Genomic DNA, 18,006 nt, shown 5'->3' with positions numbered 1-18,006 from the left:
GGGGCGTCTCGCTGTCAATAGACTTGACACATGAGCGCATATTCCAGCCTTTTGAAAACAACGGGCGTCGCTCGAATCATCCTCGCCCAGCTGGTCGCGCGGTTCCCGTTCGGGATGCTGTCGCTCGCGTTCCTCCTTCACGTCGAGCAGGTCACCGGCTCGTACGCCGCCGCGGGTATCGTTCTCGCTGCATCGAGCGTCGGCCAGGCACTCGCCGGCCCCCTGACGAGCAGGTGGATGGGCACCTGGGGTATGCGCCCCGTCCTCGTGCTGACCGTCATCGTCTGCGGAGCAACGGTAACCGCGGTCGCGCTCATCGAGATGAGCGTCCCGTGGTACATGGCCTTTTCCTTCCTGGCCGGTCTGTCAACACCCCCTGTCCAGCCCGCGGTTCGCACCATCTACCCCAAGATGGTCAACTCAAAGCAGCTCACCCCGCTGTTCTCACTCGACGCGAGCGCGCAGGAGATCATCTGGGTCCTCGGGCCGGTCATCACGACATTCATCTCGACCCAGGTCGGCACCGAGTGGGGCATCCTCACCGCCGTTGGCATCCTGGCAATCGGCGGAACCTGGTTCATCGCCTCGCCGGAAGTCGGGCGGGTTCGCATCCCGCGCAGCAAGCGCAAGATCGGCCAGGTCCTGAAACGACCGGCCGTCCTGCTCGCGACGGTTGTCGGCTTCCTCCTCATCGGCGCCTGTTCCGCACTCGAGGTCGGTGTCGTCGCAGTCTTCGGACACAGCGGACTTGAAGCCGGAATCGTCCTCGGCATCCTCTCCCTCGGCAGCCTCGCCGGTGGCCTCGCACTCGGGCACATCGCCATCGGACCGTGGGCACTTGCCAGACGGATGTTCATCGTCTTCGCCGGCATCGCGCTGTCGACCCTGTTCTCAGACATCGTCGCCCTGTCGATCGTGCTGTTCGTCGCTGGCATCGGGATCGCGCCGGCGCTCACCGTGCTCTTCGCCATGGTGTCGTCGAGCGTGAAGTTCAGCGACACCGCCGAAGCTTACGGCTGGATGGGAACCGGCCAGCTCATCGGCGCAGCGCTCGGCTCAGCCGTCGCCGGCATTCTCATCGACTCGAACGGAGCGATCGGCGCATTCTGGGCGGCGAGCGCCCTCGCCTTCCTCGGCTTCATGGTGCCGCTTCTCGGAAAACGGTGGCATCCCGACCTCAGGGGTCGGGACGGGGGCCCGATCCCTGACACAGAGCCGATCCAGATCCAGACCTCCTGAGCCGGGCCTCCTGAGCCGGGCCCCCTGAGCGGGGCCGTCAGCTACACGGCGAGGAGACCGCGACCCCTGACACTGCTGAGGGCCGGTGAAAGCCGGCCGAACTCGTCCAGCATGAGCGTGAGCTTGTCTGCCTGCCCGTCGGTCGGCTCGAAGAACCCATCGTCGATCTGACGGGAGACGTAGGGAATCTCGACGTTCGACTCAGTGCCAACCATGGCGAGCGCCGAGAGCACCGGTCGAAGTGCTGCCGCACCACGGGTGCCTCCGGCCAGCCCGCCATAGCTGACCAGGCCGACCGGCTTCCCCGACCACTCGTGGTGCAGATAATCGAGCGCGTTCTTGAGCGCGGGCGAGTAGCTGTGGTTGTACTCGGGGGTCACGAAGAGGAACGCATCTGCGGCGCTGACCCGCTCTCCCCACGCGATCGTGTGCCTGTGGCGGTACTCCTGGTGCTTCGGGTGCTTCGGCTCATTCATGAACGGAAGGTCCAGTTCGGCCAGGTCAACGAAGTCGATGTCAAACCCGCCGAATTTTGTCGCACACTCGTGGACCCAGAGGGCAACGGCCAGGCCTGAACGGCCGGGTCGCACACTTCCGATAACCACCATGAGCCTGATCGGGGTTCGGCTCTCTGAAACTGCAATACGTTCTTCAAACATCATTGGGCAACTCCTGCAACGGCGAACAACTGGGGGCAGCAGTCCTCGCGAGGGTCGGGGCCACGAGCGGCGGGGCAGTCCACTCTGTGTGTTACCAAGCTTGGCTGTGTGAGATGAGAGCACAAGCCCCCCAAGCGGGTACCACGTAACCGAATCCGACGGATGGGGCCAGAACGTGGACGACGTATGAGGCAACAAAGCCCGGGGCGCAACCGCCTGACGGCAGGCCGGTAACCCGACGTACGATTGCCCAATGACGATCCCCCTCCTCACCCCGGAAGACCTCGAACGGCGCAGGGGCCTCGTATCCATGAAGCGCACCGCAACCGCTCTGCTCATCCTGATGGCCGTGATCTTCTGTGTCTCCTTCGCGCTCCAGGACGAGATCCCGTGGCTCGGCTGGGTCCGCGCGGCAAGTGAGGGCGGCATGGTCGGGGCGATCGCCGACTGGTTCGCCGTGACGGCGCTGTTCCGGCATCCTCTCGCATTACCGATTCCGCACACGGCGATCATTCCCCGCCGCAAGGATGAGATCGGGGCGAGCCTCGGCGATTTCGTCGAGTCGAACTTCCTCTCAGAACCGGTCGTCCGTCACAAGCTGGAATCGACCCACATCGGCCAGAAGCTCGGGGACTGGCTCGCGCGCCCGGAGAATGCCACGAGGCTTGCCGACGAGGTATCGGTTGGGGCGAAGGGAATCCTCTCGCTGCTCGACGACGACGACGTGCGCGACGTCCTGGAGAAGCTCGCGCGGACGCACCTCATCGAGCAGCCGTGGAGCGAGTCACTCGGTGCGTGGGGCGAGAGCGTCGTGGCTGGCGGCGGTCATCACGCAGCCGTTGGACTCGTCCTCGACGGCATCGACGACTGGCTGGTGAACAACCCGGAGGCCTTCGCTCGACTCGTGTCATCCCGCCTTCCCTCGTGGGTTCCCTCGTTCCTTGACCGCGTCGTCGACGACCGGCTGTACCGCGAAGCGCTCGGATTCGTCCGCCGGATGAAGGATGACGAACTCGATCCGGCCCGTCGCGCCATCGACAACTACCTGCTGACGCTCACCGACAACCTGCAGAACGACCCGCTCATGATCGCCAGGTTCGAGAGCGCGAAATCCGAACTCTTCGACAGCCCCCGGGTGCGCGAGCTCGCCTCGTCGACCTGGAACACCACAAAGGCGGCCCTCATCGACTCCCTCGACGACCCCGGGAGCGGTTTGCGAGTGCAGCTGGCGCGCACGGTCAACGACCTCGGCAGCCGCATTTCCACCGATTCGCGCCTCAGCACCAAGCTCGATCTCTGGGTGACGGATGCAGCGGTGTACCTCGTCAATACCTACCGTCACGAGATCGCGAGCGTCATCACCGACACGGTCGAGCGCTGGGACCCCCGCGAGATGAGCGAGAAAATCGAGCTCCAGGTCGGAAGGGACCTCCAGTTCATCCGCATCAACGGCACGGTGGTCGGTGCCCTGGCCGGGCTCGCGATCTACACGGTCGCCACCCTCGTCTTCGGCGGCTGACCCGCCCTTGTCGCCCGGGCAACGCTCAGGCGGAAAGAGCCAGAAGGCCGTTGACCGTGCCACACGACGGTGCCAGCATGAGACCATGACCGCCCCGAAGACCCCGCCAGGTGACGGAGATCCCCAGGCGCTCATCGAGACGATCGAAGATGAGCGCAAACGGGCAGACGCGGCGCGCCTCACCCACCTGATAGCCGATGCAACGGGTGAGCAACCACAGCTCTGGGGCCCGTCGATCATCGGTTTCGGCTCGTTTCACTACCGTTACGCCACCGGGCGGGAGGGTGACACGATGAGGGTCGGGTTCGCCCCGCGGAAGAACGCACTCACCCTGTACGGACTGCAGGGTCACGCGCGGAGCGAGCATCTTCTGGCCTCGCTGGGAAAGTTCACCATCGGCAAGGGCTGTGTCTACATCAAGCAACTCGACGATATCGACCTCGATGTCCTGCGTGAACTCATCGTCCACGCGTACGCGGAAGCGGATGGTTCGCTCGATTCAGACCCGTGAGAACGTGACCCCTGCGCGCCTGGTTGCTGTCAGGGAGTGTTTACACGACTGAAATCCTGAGGCTTTCTCGCGTTCACCTCGCGCTCCTAGATTGGAAATGCGGGACCGACGAACCACACCGGTAACCGCCGGGTGCCGAGGGCGCTGCTCGAACTCCTCGCTCGTCTCCCGAAAAGAGTTCGTTATGACATCCCTCGAGCATCGATCCCGGCCGTCGACGACACTGGTGGCCGAACCCGTACTGCCGCCGCGCTCGATCGAGAGCACCAAGCCCCAGTCCCCTTCCCTGGTTCTTCTGGTGCTCATCGCGGCCATCGGCATCCTGGCGTACGCGGGTTTTCTCCTGAACCCGGCGAGCCGTGGCGACTGGCTGCCCTACCTGATGGTCGTCGCGGCCGAATCCATCCTGATCCTGCAGGCGCTCTTCTCCATGTGGACCATCCTGTCCGCGGCGCACGACCCCCGGGACTTCGCCTTCCACCAGGCACGCGGATCGCTGTTCCGCTCCCGCGACATCAGGCGCGATGGGTTCAGTAATTCGCCGGAACACTGGGTGATGCATCTTGCCGACACACCGGTATCCGTCGATGTGTTCATCACGACATACGGAGAAGACCTCACCACGATCCGACGCACGGTGAACGCTGCCATCGCCATGAGCGGAGCACACGTCACGTGGGTTCTCGACGACGGCAGGTCGGACGACGTGAAATCACTGGCCGCCGAACTCGGTGCACGATACGTACGCCGGCTCAGCTCGGGCGGGGCGAAGGCGGGCAACGTCAACCACGCGCTCTCCCTGACCAGGGGCGACTTCTTCATGATCCTCGATGCTGACTTTGTCCCTAACGAGAACTTCCTGGTTGAAACCGTGCCGTTCTTCGCTGACGAGAAGGTGGCTTTCGTCCAGACGCCCCAGAGCTATGGCAACCTGCACAACGTCATTTCACGAGGCGCTGGTTACATGCAGTCGGTCTTCTATCGCTTCATCCAGCCGGGGCGCAACAGGTTCAACGCGGCGTTTTGTGTTGGTACCAACGTCATCTTCCGCCGCTCGGCGATTGCCGACATCGGAGGCCTGTACACCGACTCGAAGTCGGAAGACGTCTGGACCTCCCTCATGCTTCATGAGCGGGAGTGGCGAACCGTCTACATCCCCCTCGTCCTCGCCGTCGGTGATGCTCCTGACACCATCGAGGCATATACGAAACAGCAGCTCAGGTGGGCGACGGGCGGATTTGAGATCCTCCTTCGGCACAAAATCTTCAGCCGACGAAGCAAACTCACCCTTGATCAGCGGCTGCAATACCTCGTAACCGGCTCCTTTTACCTCACCGGGATTTCACCCCTCTTGCTCCTGCTGGTTCCGCCGCTCGAGATCTACTTCGACCTGCGGCCGGTGCATCTGTCCACGACGGTCGGTACCTGGGTGCTGTATTACGCCGGCTTCTACGTTCTGCAGATCGTCCTGGCGTTTTACACGATGGGATCGTTTCGCTGGGAGACGCTGATGCTCGCCACGGCGTCCTTCCCGATATATACCGCTGCCCTGTTTAACGTCCTGGTCGGCCGCGAGCAGCGGTGGACCGCGACGGGCAATCGGGATCACGTGAGTTCACCGTTCAACGTCATAGTTCCCCAGGTCCTGTTCTTCACATTTCTCCTTCTCACGTCGGTCGTGGCCATCTGGCGCGATGCCAGCAACGGCATGTTGACGCTCGCGACAGCCTGGAACGTCACGAATACGTTCGTCCTCGGCGGCTTCGTCGCGACAGCCGTGAGGGAACATGCAACGGTCGCCAGACCCGCCCGTGCCGGAGCGCTTTCCACTGAGCCCACGGCATCCGTTACGGCAGTGGCGGTGGCGTCGTGACCTGGCGGAGCCGGCTGCGGCTCTTGTCCGGGCTGGTCGTCGTTCTCGGGATCGTTGCCGTACTGACCCTCGTTTTCACCCAGCGGCAGTCGCAGGTGGCGAGCGACAGCGCCTCGATCGAGGCCGAGCGATTCCCGATCGGTATCGACTACGGCGGGACCGTCGTGGATCGCCTGGTGGACGAGGGAGACCTGGTGGCCCAGGGCGATCCGCTCTTCGTTGTCCTCAGCACGAGTCTCCAGGCGGATCTCGCCGATGGGCTTCTCAAGCCGGAGACGATCGCATACGCGGTGACAACAGATGGCACCATCACCCTGACGGCCGCCGTGGCGGGCACAGTGCGCGATGTGACAACCGAGCGCGGTTCATTCGTCCAGGCAGGGCAGGTACTTGCCACCGTCGATCGGGCGGGTTCGCTCTTCGTCACCGCGGAGTATGAACTCACCAGCCGGGACTACGGCCGCATCGAGAACGGCGCGGAGGTCACACTGCTGCTCCCTGACGACCAGCGGATAGAGGGATCGGTGACATCGGTTCAGGTGTCGACGAGTGAGGGCATCGCCCGTACGGTGGTCCTCGTTCACAGCGACGAGCTTTCCGACGGCGGGCATAACGGCCTCATGGCGCGAGGCACGCCGGTCTCGGCGACTCTGCAATTGCGCAACGACGGCATTCTCGCCGGTGTGAGCGACGGGCTCTTCGATTTCTTCCGGAAGATCGGGGTGTGACATGCGCGAGCAACTGCCCCGGCTTCTCGCCGCATCCCTGATCGCTGCGGTCGCGGTGTCGCTCGGTGGCTGCGCCTGGGCCCCCAAGCCGGCGAGCGAGCTGGACGTCACGTCGGCCACCACGCCCATCTACCCAACGGACGAAATCGCCGCCTCCGTGAACGCCGTTCCCGAGCGAACCGTCAAGCCGCTTCCGGCATCCCGGCTGGCGTCTGGCCTTATTCCGCCAACCAACCGGTGGTTCTCCGGCCTCGTCTTCGGCGAACCGTCGATGCCGGTCTTCCCGCTTCCGCTCTCGTTCGAGCTGACCGATAACGGCATGGACTTCGGACTTCCCGCCATCTCCACCTCGCCTGCGGCGATCATGGGAGGGTTCAGAGCGGCGGTGTCGGTGGATGTCGGCGCCCAGGAGCACGAAGTCGTCGCGTATGACACGGCATCCGTCACCGTGGCACAGCGCTCCGGCGGCGAGGAGATCGGCCGTACAGTGATCGCGCAGGGTTCGCCCTTCGTCACCTTCACGGCAGCGCAGGACACCACAGTACGGCTCGGCACCGCGTTCAGCCCTGTCGATGAGCGCGTGGCCTTTGCCACCGTCGATGGTGTTGAGTACGGGGTCGTGTCCGATGATCCACTCGCGACAGACAGCGGGTCTGTCACCCTCAGCGCGGGCAACAGCGTGACGTGGTTCGCTGTCCCTGACGGCGGCGACCGCGACGAGCTCACCGCCGCTGCCGGCAACCGCCTCACCGGCACGAGCCTCACCTACGCCCTGGCCGACGGCACGGCGAGCACCGCTCTGACGTACAACCTCGAAGCGACCGGACCGGCGCTGATGGCCGTGATGCCGCATCAGGCCTCGACGGATGCCGAGTGCACGCACGGCACCTACGAGAGTATCTATGGCCAGCTGCAGCTGTGCCGGGCGGAAACCCTCAGCTGGACGGTCCCCCGCCTGGAACCGTCGGGCACCCTCGACCTCGGCTCGCTGGAAACCGCAGACCGCGAGCGACTGCTCAGGCAGCTCGAGGCCGACGCAGCCGGCACACCGGCGTTTCCCGCCGACACCTATTTCGGCGGCAAAGCGCTCTATCGAGCGGCGAACCTTCTCAGCATTGCCCGCGAGCTTGGGGCAGACGACATCGCTGCGAGTCTGGAAGACCGCCTGATCCGAGAAATTGACTCGTGGATGGAGCCGGACGGCTGCGAAACACGCGACGCCCGGTGTTTCGTCTACGATCCTGCCGCGCGGGGCCTTGTCGGACTTCAGCCCTCCTTCGGCTCGGACGAGTTCAACGACCACCACTTCCACTATGGCTACCTGTTGTATACGGCCGCCGTCGTCGCGGCTGGCCGGGACGACGTGACGGAGAAATGGGCGCCCGTGATGAACCTGGTGGCCGCGGACCTCGCGACCAGTGGGTTGAGTGAGTACTTCCCGGAGCGGCGGGTGTTCGACGCGTACGCCGGGCATTCCTGGGCCAGCGGCACTGCCCCCTTCCGCGACGGGAACAATCAGGAGTCGAGCTCAGAAGCGGTGACCGCCTGGAACGGCCTCGCGCTGTGGGCCGAGGTGAGTGACCAGCCCGCGCTCCTGACAGAGGCGACCTGGATGCTGTCCGCTGAGGCGGCATCCGCACGGGAATACTGGACCGACTTCCCACTCGACTCCCCCGTGTACTCGGGCTTCGACCACACGGTCACCTCTCTCGTCTGGGGAGGGAAACGCGACTACGCTACATGGTTCAGCGCTGAGCCGAGTGCGATGCTGGGGATTCTTGTCCTGCCGATGAGTCCGGTTTCCGGCTACCTTGCGGGCGACGCGGATCGGATTCAAGCGAATATCGACGAGGCGGCTCCCAACGGATTCGATGTCCTCTTCGGCGACTACCTGCTCATGTACTCGGCACTGGCCGGAGCGGATGCCGCCGCAGCTGCCGGCGACGCCGTGCCCGCGCTGCCGGAATCACGCATCGACGACGGCAACAGCCGCGCCTACCTGATGGCGTGGATCCTGTCGCGCTGACCCGCCACTCGACCGATGTCGCGCCGCGGCCGCGTGAGCCGACCCGGGTCGTCAAAGAACGCGAGAGCCGTGTGCGTCGAGAAACGTGACGTCCGGCATCCTTCGCGCGATGATCAGGAGCGCGGCGTAACCATCGGGGGTTGTCGGGGGCCAGGTCCACGTCGTCACGTTCGGCGCCGACGGCAACGCGGCTTCGAACAGGTCGACCTCGACGCCGGTCCGGCGGTGTTTGGCTGGAACCACGATCTCGACGACCCGGCCGCGAGTGTGAAGCGAGACGAACTGAAGCCTCGAGCCGGTGTGATCGTCGCGCACGATGAACTCACGCGTCTCGGGGTCATCGGGCGGAATCTCGGTGGTCTCGAACCTGTCGGACTCTTTCGTGGAGAATGCACCGCCGAGGCGCTTACCGAACAGGGCGAGCACGACGATGATGGCCACGATCGCGAAGATGCCGAAAATCCACTGACCGCCGGGGATGCTGTCGAACATGTCTTGGACCTCGGTGCGACTTCTCGCTGGGGGTTCGAATGTGGAACAGGGATGGTGTGGACCTAAGGAGATTCGAACTCCTGACCTCCTCGATGCGAACGAGGCGCGCTACCAACTGCGCCATAGGCCCTGATAGAAAAAGATTATCACGCCGGGGAGCGCGATGAATCCATCAGCTGGCGGCTCGTCGGCGCTGAAGCAGCGCAGTCAGGTCGGTTGGGGCGATCTCGGACTCGTCCACGACGCCCATCCCCGCAAACCGGCTGGCCGGTTCGACCGCTGGCTCTTCCTGAGCTGCGACAACCGGGACCAGCGGTGTGACGGTCGGAGCGAGCTCGACCGCACGCTCCGCCATGACCTGCGCGAGAGCGGCACGCCGCAGCGCGGCATGGGCGTCGGCCTGGGCAATGGTGCCGGCGGCGCTCGACCCCTGCGACAGGTGCAGCGGCCGGGGAAGCGGCGTTGGCGTCCAGGTGCTTGGCACCGACACGGTCTCTTCAAAGCTCACCGGCTCGAAGGCCTGGGAGACGGGAACTGACCGGGTCACGGGCGCGGCAACCCTGGTTCGACCGGAGACGCGAGCCATGCGAACGAGCACAGCGATACTGCTGACGGCTGCCGTCACTCCTGCGGCGAGAACCAGCACTGATCCGCCGGTTGCCAGCAACCATCCGCCGACACCGACCGTGGCGAGCGATGCCGCGAGCACAACCGTCGCCGCAAGTCGCGCGCGCCGTCGTGCTCTCTTGACCCTGAACCGAGCTGCTGCCAGAGCGGTTGCTCGCCGGACTTCCTCTGTCTGCCTGGCCCTCTCGGCCTCACGCTGCGCCTCGACGAGCGCGAGCGCTTCGAGCCTGGCGCGTTCGAGAGCCTCGGCCTCGTACTTCTTGAGAATTTTCTGCTGCTCAGCGACGCCGCGCGCGGTGGTCTCTACCCGCACCTCGGCGGGGGTTTCCGCAGTTTCGGCGAGGATCCTCAACGTCTGCTGCAGTCGAATGGCGTTGCGCTCGGTGGCGAGGAACTCGTTCCTGGCGAGCCACGTGGGCATCAGGTAGACGATCCACAGCGCAGCGGCGATCGCGAAAACGATCCCGCCACTCAAGAGTCCACTGCCAGCCATGGCTCCAAGGTACGAGGGAACAGGCACGCCACGCCGCATTGGCGAGGGTGTGTCACCCCCAAGTTGAGGTTGAAGGTTTAAAAGAGCGCTGCGGGAGGCACAATCGGCGTCTGGGCCGCGATCCGGTCGGATTCCGGAACCGTCGCAGCATCGGGAGGGACCTGCCCGTCTTTCCACCGGCGGAGCACGCCTCCCGGCACCTCCTCGCGAACGAGACCGAAGCAAAAGTGGTCCCGCCAGTCCCCGTTGATGTGGATGTACCGTCTGCGGAGACCCTCGTACCGGAACCCGAGCTTTTCGACGACTCTCAGGCTCGGCGCGTTCTCGGGCCGAATGCAGATCTCCACCCGGTGCAGGCCCAGCTGGGAGAAACAGTGGTCGGTGGCAAGCGCGACGGATGTCGGTGTCACGCTCCTGCCGGCGAATCGTTCGGACACCCAGTAGCCCAGCGTCGCGGACGACAGTGAGCCGTAGGTGATCCCCGACACGTTGAGCTGCCCGGCGAACTCGCCGTCGTACTCCATCACGAGCGGCAGGCCTGTGCCGGCCCTGGCGCTGGAGAGCAGCGAACGGATGCTCGCACGCATGTCGAAGGACCGCGGCGCGTATGGGCTGGTCGCCTCCCACTGCCGCAGCCAGCTTCGGTTACCGAGGAGCTCGCGTTCCATGGCCCGCGCATCGCGTAACCGGACCAGTCGTACGGTGATGGGACCGTCGGTCAGAACGGTGGCAGGAAGAGCCAACCCGGGTCTCCTTTGATAGAGAACGTCGAACTAGTCGAGCTTGGCGGCGAATTCCTTGATCCAGGGCTTGAGCTCGACTCCCAGGTCCTCACGGTCCGAGGCGAGCTGGATGATGGCCTTGATGTAATCGAGACGGTCTCCGGTGTCATAGCGTCGGCCACGGAAGATGACGCCGTAGACGCCGCCGGCAATCGAGTCGTCCGCAGCGAGCACCTGCATGGCATCCGTGAGCTGGATTTCGCCACCCTTGCCCGGCTCCGTCGTCTCGAGAACATCGAAGATCTCCGGGCGCAGGACGTAACGGCCGATGATCGCGAGGTTCGACGGCGCGTCTTCGGGGGCCGGCTTCTCGACCAGGTCGGTGATCTTCACGACGTCAGGGTTGTCGGTCGCTTCGACGGCCGCACAACCGTACATCTGGATCGTTGCCGGGTCGACCTCCATCAGCGCGATGATCGTGGCCTGGCGGCTTTCCTGCTCCTTGATCATCGTCGTGAGCAAAGGATCGCGGGCGTCGATGAGGTCGTCACCGAGCAGAACCGCGAACGGCTCATCACCGACGTGCCTGCGTGCGCGAAGCACCGCGTGGCCAAGGCCCTTGGGATCGCCCTGCCGCAGGAAGTGAATGTCGGCGAGAGCACTCGACTCAACGACGCGGTTCAGGCGCTTCGCATCGCCCTTTTCCTCGAGTGCCAGTTCGAGCTCGGTGACCCGGTCGAAGTGGTTGGCGAGCGCGTTTTTGTTGCGCCCGATGATCATCAGGACATCGTTGAGCCCGGCACTGACGGCCTCCTCGACGACGTACTGGATCGCTGGCTTGTCGACGACGGGCAGCATCTCTTTGGGAAGGGCCTTCGTTGCCGGCAGGAACCGGGTACCGAGACCTGCTGCGGGAATAACGACTTTGCGTACTGGCTGAGGCATCTACTAACAGTAGCGGGATGCCGCCCCCGGCGGGGAGATGTCTCGCCGTAGCGCGGCGCCGGGCGTGTCAGGGCTGAAGGAGCCCCTCATCAGCGGATGCCGGCGCTCAGGCATCGCCGCCTAGAATGGGGCTATGCCAACCCAGGTGGACCATCAGAAACGAGCCCTCCGTGCCGAGCTGCGGGAGCGGCGTCAGAACCTGACCACGTCGGAACGTGAGAATGCTTCCACCGGCCTCACCGACAACCTCACCGCCCTGGCCACCCGCCGCGGCGCGACCAGCATCGCCTGCTACCTCTCCGCGCCGAACGAGCCGAACACCCGCCCATTTGTGAACTGGGCACTCGCCAACGGCATCCGGGTCCTGTTTCCGATCAGCCGCGAAGACGGCCTCCTGGACTGGACCGTCGGAGAGACGGGGTCCGAGGTTGAGGGCCTGTACGGAATGCCCGAGCCTGTCGGCGAACTCCTTGGTCCAATCGCGATCAACGAGGTAGACCTCATTTTCGTGCCGGCCGCCGCGGTAGGCCCCGATGGGATGCGGATGGGCTGGGGCCGCGGGTACTTCGACAAAACCCTCGGCTCAATGGAGAAATGCCCGCCGGTCTACGCGATCGTCTTCGACAGCGAACTCCGGGCCGACGTGCCATTCGAAAAGCACGACCAGCGGGTCGACGGCGCCGTCACCCCGTCACGCATTCTCGACTTTTAACCACACACCGACCTCATCGGCACAAACGCCGCGACAGTTCCAGGAAACCCGAATGCCCACGTACTCATACAAATGCACAGCCTGCGACACGGCTTTTGACATCCAGCAGTCGTTCACCGACGATTCCCTCACCGAATGCCCCGAGTGCGCCGGAAGGCTTCGCAAGCTCTACAGCGCGGTCGGAGTGTCGTTCACCGGGTCGGGGTTCTACCGCAATGACTCCCGCGCGGCGGCAGCCTCGACCGGTGCCAGGTCATCCGGCGGAAAGTCAGATTCTGCGGGCTCGAAGGACTCTGCCGGATCGAAGGACTCTGCCAGCGCCACGAAGGAGAAGGTATCTTCGTCGCCTGCCAGCGGTTCCGCTGGCTCGTCGAGTACCGGTAGCGCCGCTGCCGCTTCGTGACCATGGGGGCGAAATTGCTTAAGGGATTCAAAGACTTCATCATGCGGGGCAACGTCATCGACCTTGCCGTCGCCGTTGTTATCGGAGCCGCGTTCACCGCTGTCGTCAACTCGATAGTCGAGCGCATCTTCAACCCGCTCATCGGGGCACTGTTTCAGGCCGACAGCCTCAACAACGCGCTCATCGTGTCTGTTGGCGATGCGAAGCTGCAGTTCGGCGCTGTTCTCGGCGCGATTATCAGCTTCCTGATCATCGCGGCCGTGGTGTACTTCGTCTTCGTGCTGCCGATCAACACAATGAAGGAACGCGCCGAGGCCAAGCGCAAGGCAGGCATCGTCGAAGAGAAGGCACCGGTCACCGAGATCGACGTCCTCACCGAGATTCGCGACCTGCTGGCCAGAAGCAACCTCAAGGAATAGAAGCAACCTCGAGGAATAGCGGTCCCCTGGCTAGCCCCAGTGGGGCGGAACGTCCTGGAGCAACTGCGCGTCGTTCGGGCCGGCCTCAGCCGGGCGCGCTGCAGGCTGCCCGCCCCAGGACCGGTCCGTGTCTTCGGATGCGAGAACCGCCTCCCGGCTGGCCTGTGGCGTTGGATCAGTGCCAGGCATCGGCGGAAGGACCGCACGTCGCGAACCGGGGACCCGGCGTACCCGCTCTGCGTCCGGTGTCCTGGCATCACCGGGGTGCGGCGATCCAGGGTCTTCGGGCGCTGGGCGGTTCGACACGTCGCTCAGTGTACGCGCTCCTGCTGGTCATCTTCGGAGACGTCCGCGACATCGCCCGCGACATACGTTTCAAGGCTGTTCCCGGCGTTCGCATCGGCGTTGCGTGACGGAACACCGAGCATCGCCAGGATCTTGCGCGTCACGCCATCGGGGTCGCTGAACAGATCGAAGCTGTGTACGCGGAGGTAGTGCCAGCCCAGTCGGCGCAGCACGTCCGGACGCAGACGCAACGACTCCCGCAGCGAGTCGCTGCTGACCTCGGGGTCGGACTCCACGGCGATCGCCTTGCCCTCGTACGCCGCGACCAGGGCGAGCTTGCCGCGATAACCGACCTCAACGGACAGGCCGTGGCGGTACAGCCGTTCGGCGAGGTCGATGAGCATCGGTTCGGCACCGTCGGTAGCGGGCGGCGCGGGGACGTGCTGGACGGGTTGCTTGAGGATCTCGGCGAGCGCTCCGATGCCGTGCTGCATCCGATCGGTGTCGATGTCTTCTGGACGGATGCACGACACGATCACCATGGATCGCCTCGCTCGCGTCATACCGACCGCGAGCAGGCGGTCGCCGCCAGGCCGGGCAAGAGCGCCGAAGTTGGACAGCACGCGGCCGTGCGGGGTGACACCGTAGCCGAGGGAGAAGATGACCCGGTCGCGGCTCTCGGCCACCGACTGCTCGAGCGTGAGCACGGAGAACGGCTCCGGCCGTTCCTTGAGGATGAAGTCGGAGAGGTCGCCGCGCATGGCAAATGCGGAGATGACCGCCTGGTGCACACGGGTGGCGTGCTTCTCGCTCGCGGTGACCACCATGAGCGATTCGCGCGGCCGGTTGATGGCGTGTTCGAGTACGAGGTTGACGACGCGGGCCACCTCGGCGTCAACGCTCTCCACTCCCCCGGTCTCCGGGTCGGGCATGCCATGCCCGTTCGGAACGTAGTCGAGGGTGAGGCTTCCGTGGCCGAGGAAGGACCCTGCCCACGGCAGTGACTCGATCTCGCCACCGTAGAACCTGTGGTTGACCAGCTCGGCCAGATCCTCGCCCCCGGCGCGGTAACTGCGCGTGAGGGTCAGGGTCGGCAGCAGGCCGGACAGTCGTGCGAGAGCCGAGTCGGCATGCCTGGCGTCAACATCGTCGGCGCCGGCGGCCGGCGTCGGAACGCCGATGGCGACGGTGAACGGCGTCGGGCTTTGCGTGACCGGGTCACCGACGGCGACGACCTGGCGTGCCCGGCGAATCGCCCCGGCGTTCTCCGCGAGGGTGGTTGCCCCGGCGTCGACGAGGAACACCGTGTCGAATCGGACGCTCTCCGGGATGAGGTGGGCCTCATATACCGAGGTGAGCCACACCGGGGACAGCACGCGGGACAGGTGGGGTGCCGTGTTCTCGAGTTTCGTCGGCGTTGCGCCCTCGGTGCGGAGTAGCTTCTTGAGGGCCGTTGCCTCATCCGGGTAGTCGACGAGGCCGATCTTCCAGTTCTCCGAGAGCAACGCGCCGAGCAGTGCGCCGGTCGACGAGGCATGCGCTTCGTCGACGAGGCGGAAGTCTGCTTCGAGCCTGTCGATGACACTGGTGTTCGCGCCGAGCAGTGCACGGTCGGTCGTGAGCATGTGCTCGAGCACCGACTGCCACCAGGCGAGCTCGAGTTCGTTCGCAACCTTCGCCTCGGGGACATGGCGCACCGAGAGGTCGGTGATGAGCGGGGCGAGCCCCTTCTCACGCAGCTCGGCGATGAGAGTGGTCCGCTCCTGGAGGTTCTCCATCACCGCGGAGTCTGCTGCCAGTCCCGACATGAGCCTGACGAGCTCCTTGACGGGCATCGAGAGAAGCGACTGGGCCTTCGCCGTGCGGCTGAGCGGCGCGTCGAGCTGGGAGAGATCCTCGACAACGCGCTGGTATGCAACCTGCACGTCGGCGATACCGAGCGGAACCTCCGGGTTGACGCCTGCCGCCACATATCGCTGCCACAGCGTGCGCTGCTGCTGAATTCGTCGCAGCGCCGCATTGATGTCTGTGACGTGCACGCCCGGCCGCACATACTCGCGAGCGAGCTTCTTCAGCCGACGGCGGTTGGCGCCGGTCATGCTCGGGGCGTCCCGCCTTGCGCTTGTCGCGGCGATGAGTTCGCCGAGTGACCTGTCGAAGACGCTCGGCTGGAACTTGTCCAGGGTCTCGCGAATGTCGAGGAGCAGCCGGAGGTAGATGCCGAGTTCCTCGATGGACTCGAACGCACGCATCCGGGTCTGGCCGATCAGTTCGTATCCGCGCTCGAGCAGGCGCGGCAGCTCTGTCCTGTGCAGCTTCTTGGCCAGGGCGTGCGTCGCCTTCGCCTGCTTCGTGCTGGCGAACTGGGCGCCGTACCAGGGTGAATCATCCGGGCCGTACTGGAACTCACCGAGCTGGGCAGCGGTCGCGAGCTTGCGCGCGATGATGTCGCGATTGCCTGCGAGCTTCTCGAGAGAGGCGAGGTCGAGCCGCGCGGTCGTCGTCGGCTGGTCCTGGAGGTTGCCGAGGCGGGTGAGAGCCTGGAGGGTGTCGATGACGCTGACACCAAGCCCGCTGTCGATCCGGCCGAGGGAGCCGCGGTAGTCGAGGAGCACCTTGCGCAACCGGACAAGCGCGTCGTCAACGTCTGCGACCTTCGGTGCGACAGCCTTCTCATTGCGCGAAATCGCCTGGATCAGGTCGCGGCGAATGGTCGCCGGTGACACGGTAATGCCCGGGAGACCGACCTTCCCGAATCGGTGACGGATGCCATCGAGGCTGGAACGCCTTGCGCTCACGACGAGAACACGCTTGTGCTGGGAGACGAGGCTGCCGATGGCGTTGACCACCGTCTGCGTGCCACCGGTGCCAGGAAGGGTGGTGACCACTATGGAGTGCCCTGCAGCGATCTGTGCGATCACGTTTTCCTGCTCGGTGTCGGCGTCGAGCAGGAGCGTATCCGTTGTCGGCGGCCTGTCGTCCTGGCCGATGGCATCCACCGGCCGGAACAGACCCTCAACGAGCCTGCGCGCCCCGGGGTTTCCAGCGAGCGCGTTGAGCACCGGGTGGTCAAGATCCCTGGCGTCGCGAACGAGCGCTGTGCCGACCTCGGCGAAGCTTGACACCACGAGCCTCGGCTGGACGCTGAACCACTCGAGGTGCTGGGTGAGTCCGCGCAGGCGGTCGATGACGGGCTGCGGTTTGAACGCACCGTTGGTGACGGCGAGCGCCTCGAACGCCTCGGCGTCGAGCGTGATCTGGAATTGCTCGTGCAGCGCCCTGGCGAGCTCCGGGTTGAGGAACGGGGTGCCCTTGAGCTTCAGCTCGAAGTCGCGGCCGTAGCGGCGGATGGCGACGGGACGCAGAAGAACGGGTGCGGAGAACTCTTCTTCTCCGTGGCGCCACTCGGCGAGCCCGATCGCGAGGTGCACCGATTCGATGCCGCGCACTGTCCGCAGTTCGACACCCTTGACGGTGATCTGATCCGCCGCGGCTTTCGCGCCGCGGAGTGCGAGCTCGTCACGAATGAGGTTCGACAACAGAGTGGAATGCCCGGTGATGAACTGAGGCAGGCCGCCAGGGTGCGTGGAACTCAGCTCGATGCGATTGCGCGGGTCGTCCACGAAGTGCAACAGCGGGGATCGCCCACCGGCCGTGGCGAGTTGCTCACGCCAGCGTTTCCGGGTCTCATCCGCCACGTTGCCCACTGTGAAATTCGGGTCTCCGACGCTCAAACCAGTGGGACTGGTGACCGAACGCGCAAGGGAAGTATCGACGTCAGCGATATCGGAATCGCGAGTCTCTGGTTTCTTGTCTAGCCGCCACACATCCACACCCTAAGCTCTGTCGGGCCCAATCGCCGGTAGCACCACCGGATATTCGCCGAGTTGGGGTCATTCCGCCCGAGTTCTTACCCCCAGGGCCGAACGTGCTTCCGCTGTAGCACGGCTGGTCGTTCGACGATGACCGACGTGTTCCGGGCCGTGTGGCCCTTTACCCTTGCGGGTTCACAAAGACCAGGGCCGCCACCAGATCGGCGGCCAGGAAAATTCCGGCAACCCACGCGAGGCTCCGGTTCCGGCCCACGAGAGCGAGGACGCAGGCACCGGCCAGGAGCAGGAAAGCGACGGATGCCATCACCACGTAATTCCGGATAGCACCGTCGCTGACGACGGGGCTACCCCAGATCGAGACGCGAGTGCCGACCCACTGCGAGAAGAGCGAGCCGATGAGCAGGCCGCCTGCGAGAAGTAAAACACCGGAGATCACCGAGAAGACGGAGTCACCGGTATCTGCGCGCGAAGGCTGGCTCTGGCGTTGCGGCGACGAATTGTGCATGAGCAACATCATCGT

At 64.9% G+C, this 18,006-nt stretch carries 17 protein-coding genes and 1 tRNA gene; 9 read left to right on the top strand and 9 right to left on the bottom strand.

Annotated features, from left to right (window positions below; all coding sequences use genetic code 11):
* The first annotated feature begins 30 nt into the window (after positions 1–30).
* Positions 31–1,239: an MFS transporter gene (locus AC1C2M_RS01380; RefSeq protein ID WP_495434363.1), complete on the top strand. Its 1,209-nt coding sequence runs from the start codon at positions 31–33 to the stop codon at positions 1,237–1,239.
* 41 nt (positions 1,240–1,280) lie between these two features.
* Here the strand turns inward: AC1C2M_RS01380 and AC1C2M_RS01375 are convergent, their stop codons facing one another.
* Entirely contained in the window at positions 1,281–1,901 is a 621-nt protein-coding gene (locus AC1C2M_RS01375; RefSeq protein WP_495434983.1) for an NADPH-dependent FMN reductase, read from the bottom strand.
* A 250-nt stretch (positions 1,902–2,151) separates the two neighbouring features.
* Between AC1C2M_RS01375 and AC1C2M_RS01370 the strand changes: the two genes are divergently transcribed.
* The 5 genes from AC1C2M_RS01370 (at position 2,152) to AC1C2M_RS01350 (ending at position 8,555) form a co-directional block, all read left to right on the top strand.
* Entirely contained in the window at positions 2,152–3,417 is a 1,266-nt protein-coding gene (locus tag AC1C2M_RS01370) for a DUF445 domain-containing protein (RefSeq protein ID WP_495434982.1), read from the top strand.
* Between the two features lie 85 nt (positions 3,418–3,502).
* Positions 3,503–3,928 carry a DUF1801 domain-containing protein gene (locus tag AC1C2M_RS01365; protein WP_495434981.1) on the top strand — a complete coding sequence of 142 codons (426 nt, stop codon included), beginning with the start codon at positions 3,503–3,505 and terminating at the stop codon, positions 3,926–3,928.
* 184 nt (positions 3,929–4,112) lie between these two features.
* Positions 4,113–5,801 carry a glycosyltransferase family 2 protein gene (locus AC1C2M_RS01360; protein ID WP_495434980.1) on the top strand — a complete coding sequence of 563 codons (1,689 nt, stop codon included), beginning with the start codon at positions 4,113–4,115 and terminating at the stop codon, positions 5,799–5,801.
* Entirely contained in the window at positions 5,798–6,529 is a 732-nt protein-coding gene (locus AC1C2M_RS01355) for an HlyD family secretion protein (RefSeq protein ID WP_483404728.1), read from the top strand. The genes AC1C2M_RS01360 and AC1C2M_RS01355 overlap by 4 nt, the downstream gene beginning before the upstream one ends.
* A 1-nt stretch (position 6,530) precedes the next feature.
* Positions 6,531–8,555, top strand: a complete 2,025-nt coding sequence (locus AC1C2M_RS01350; protein WP_495434978.1) for a glycosyl hydrolase — start codon at positions 6,531–6,533, stop codon at positions 8,553–8,555.
* A 51-nt stretch (positions 8,556–8,606) separates the two neighbouring features.
* Here the strand turns inward: AC1C2M_RS01350 and AC1C2M_RS01345 are convergent, their stop codons facing one another.
* The 5 genes from AC1C2M_RS01345 to galU all read right to left on the bottom strand — a co-directional run bounded on the left by AC1C2M_RS01345 (position 8,607) and on the right by galU (position 11,834).
* Positions 8,607–9,047 (bottom strand): hypothetical protein, encoded by a 441-nt coding sequence (locus AC1C2M_RS01345; RefSeq protein WP_483404730.1) that lies wholly within the window; start codon positions 9,045–9,047, stop codon positions 8,607–8,609.
* Between the two features lie 57 nt (positions 9,048–9,104).
* Positions 9,105–9,177, bottom strand: a tRNA-Ala gene (locus AC1C2M_RS01340).
* 42 nt (positions 9,178–9,219) lie between these two features.
* Positions 9,220–10,167, bottom strand: a complete 948-nt coding sequence (locus AC1C2M_RS01335) for a large exoprotein (RefSeq protein ID WP_495434977.1) — start codon at positions 10,165–10,167, stop codon at positions 9,220–9,222.
* Between the two features lie 77 nt (positions 10,168–10,244).
* Positions 10,245–10,910: a GNAT family N-acetyltransferase gene (locus tag AC1C2M_RS01330; RefSeq protein WP_483404732.1), complete on the bottom strand. Its 666-nt coding sequence runs from the start codon at positions 10,908–10,910 to the stop codon at positions 10,245–10,247.
* A 30-nt stretch (positions 10,911–10,940) separates the two neighbouring features.
* Positions 10,941–11,834, bottom strand: a complete 894-nt coding sequence (galU, locus tag AC1C2M_RS01325; RefSeq protein WP_495434357.1) for a UTP--glucose-1-phosphate uridylyltransferase GalU — start codon at positions 11,832–11,834, stop codon at positions 10,941–10,943.
* A 133-nt stretch (positions 11,835–11,967) separates the two neighbouring features.
* Here galU and AC1C2M_RS01320 point away from each other — a divergent pair, with 133 nt between their 5' ends.
* From AC1C2M_RS01320 to mscL, 3 genes are read left to right on the top strand one after another with little or no spacing between them, the layout of a single operon-like run.
* Positions 11,968–12,546 (top strand): 5-formyltetrahydrofolate cyclo-ligase, encoded by a 579-nt coding sequence (locus tag AC1C2M_RS01320; RefSeq protein WP_495434975.1) that lies wholly within the window; start codon positions 11,968–11,970, stop codon positions 12,544–12,546.
* Positions 12,547–12,598: 52 nt separating this feature from the next.
* Complete coding sequence (locus AC1C2M_RS01315; RefSeq protein WP_495434974.1) at positions 12,599–12,949, top strand: FmdB family zinc ribbon protein; 351 nt, start codon at positions 12,599–12,601, stop codon at positions 12,947–12,949.
* A gap of 14 nt (positions 12,950–12,963) precedes the next feature.
* Positions 12,964–13,368 (top strand): large conductance mechanosensitive channel protein MscL, encoded by a 405-nt coding sequence (mscL, locus tag AC1C2M_RS01310; RefSeq protein ID WP_495434973.1) that lies wholly within the window; start codon positions 12,964–12,966, stop codon positions 13,366–13,368.
* Positions 13,369–13,398: 30 nt separating this feature from the next.
* Here the strand turns inward: mscL and AC1C2M_RS01305 are convergent, their stop codons facing one another.
* The 3 genes from AC1C2M_RS01305 to AC1C2M_RS01295 all read right to left on the bottom strand — a co-directional run bounded on the left by AC1C2M_RS01305 (position 13,399) and on the right by AC1C2M_RS01295 (position 17,991).
* Complete coding sequence (locus tag AC1C2M_RS01305) at positions 13,399–13,674, bottom strand: hypothetical protein (RefSeq protein ID WP_495434972.1); 276 nt, start codon at positions 13,672–13,674, stop codon at positions 13,399–13,401.
* Positions 13,675–13,679: 5 nt separating this feature from the next.
* Positions 13,680–17,480 (bottom strand): AAA family ATPase, encoded by a 3,801-nt coding sequence (locus tag AC1C2M_RS01300; protein ID WP_495434971.1) that lies wholly within the window; start codon positions 17,478–17,480, stop codon positions 13,680–13,682.
* A 166-nt stretch (positions 17,481–17,646) separates the two neighbouring features.
* A complete protein-coding gene (locus tag AC1C2M_RS01295; protein ID WP_495434970.1) occupies positions 17,647–17,991 on the bottom strand; it encodes a hypothetical protein in 345 nt (114 codons plus the stop codon).
* Between the last annotated feature and the right edge of the window lie 15 nt (positions 17,992–18,006).

This window comes from Mycetocola sp. Y444, assembly GCF_059445295.1.
This window is presented reverse-complemented; position numbering and strand designations above follow the sequence as displayed.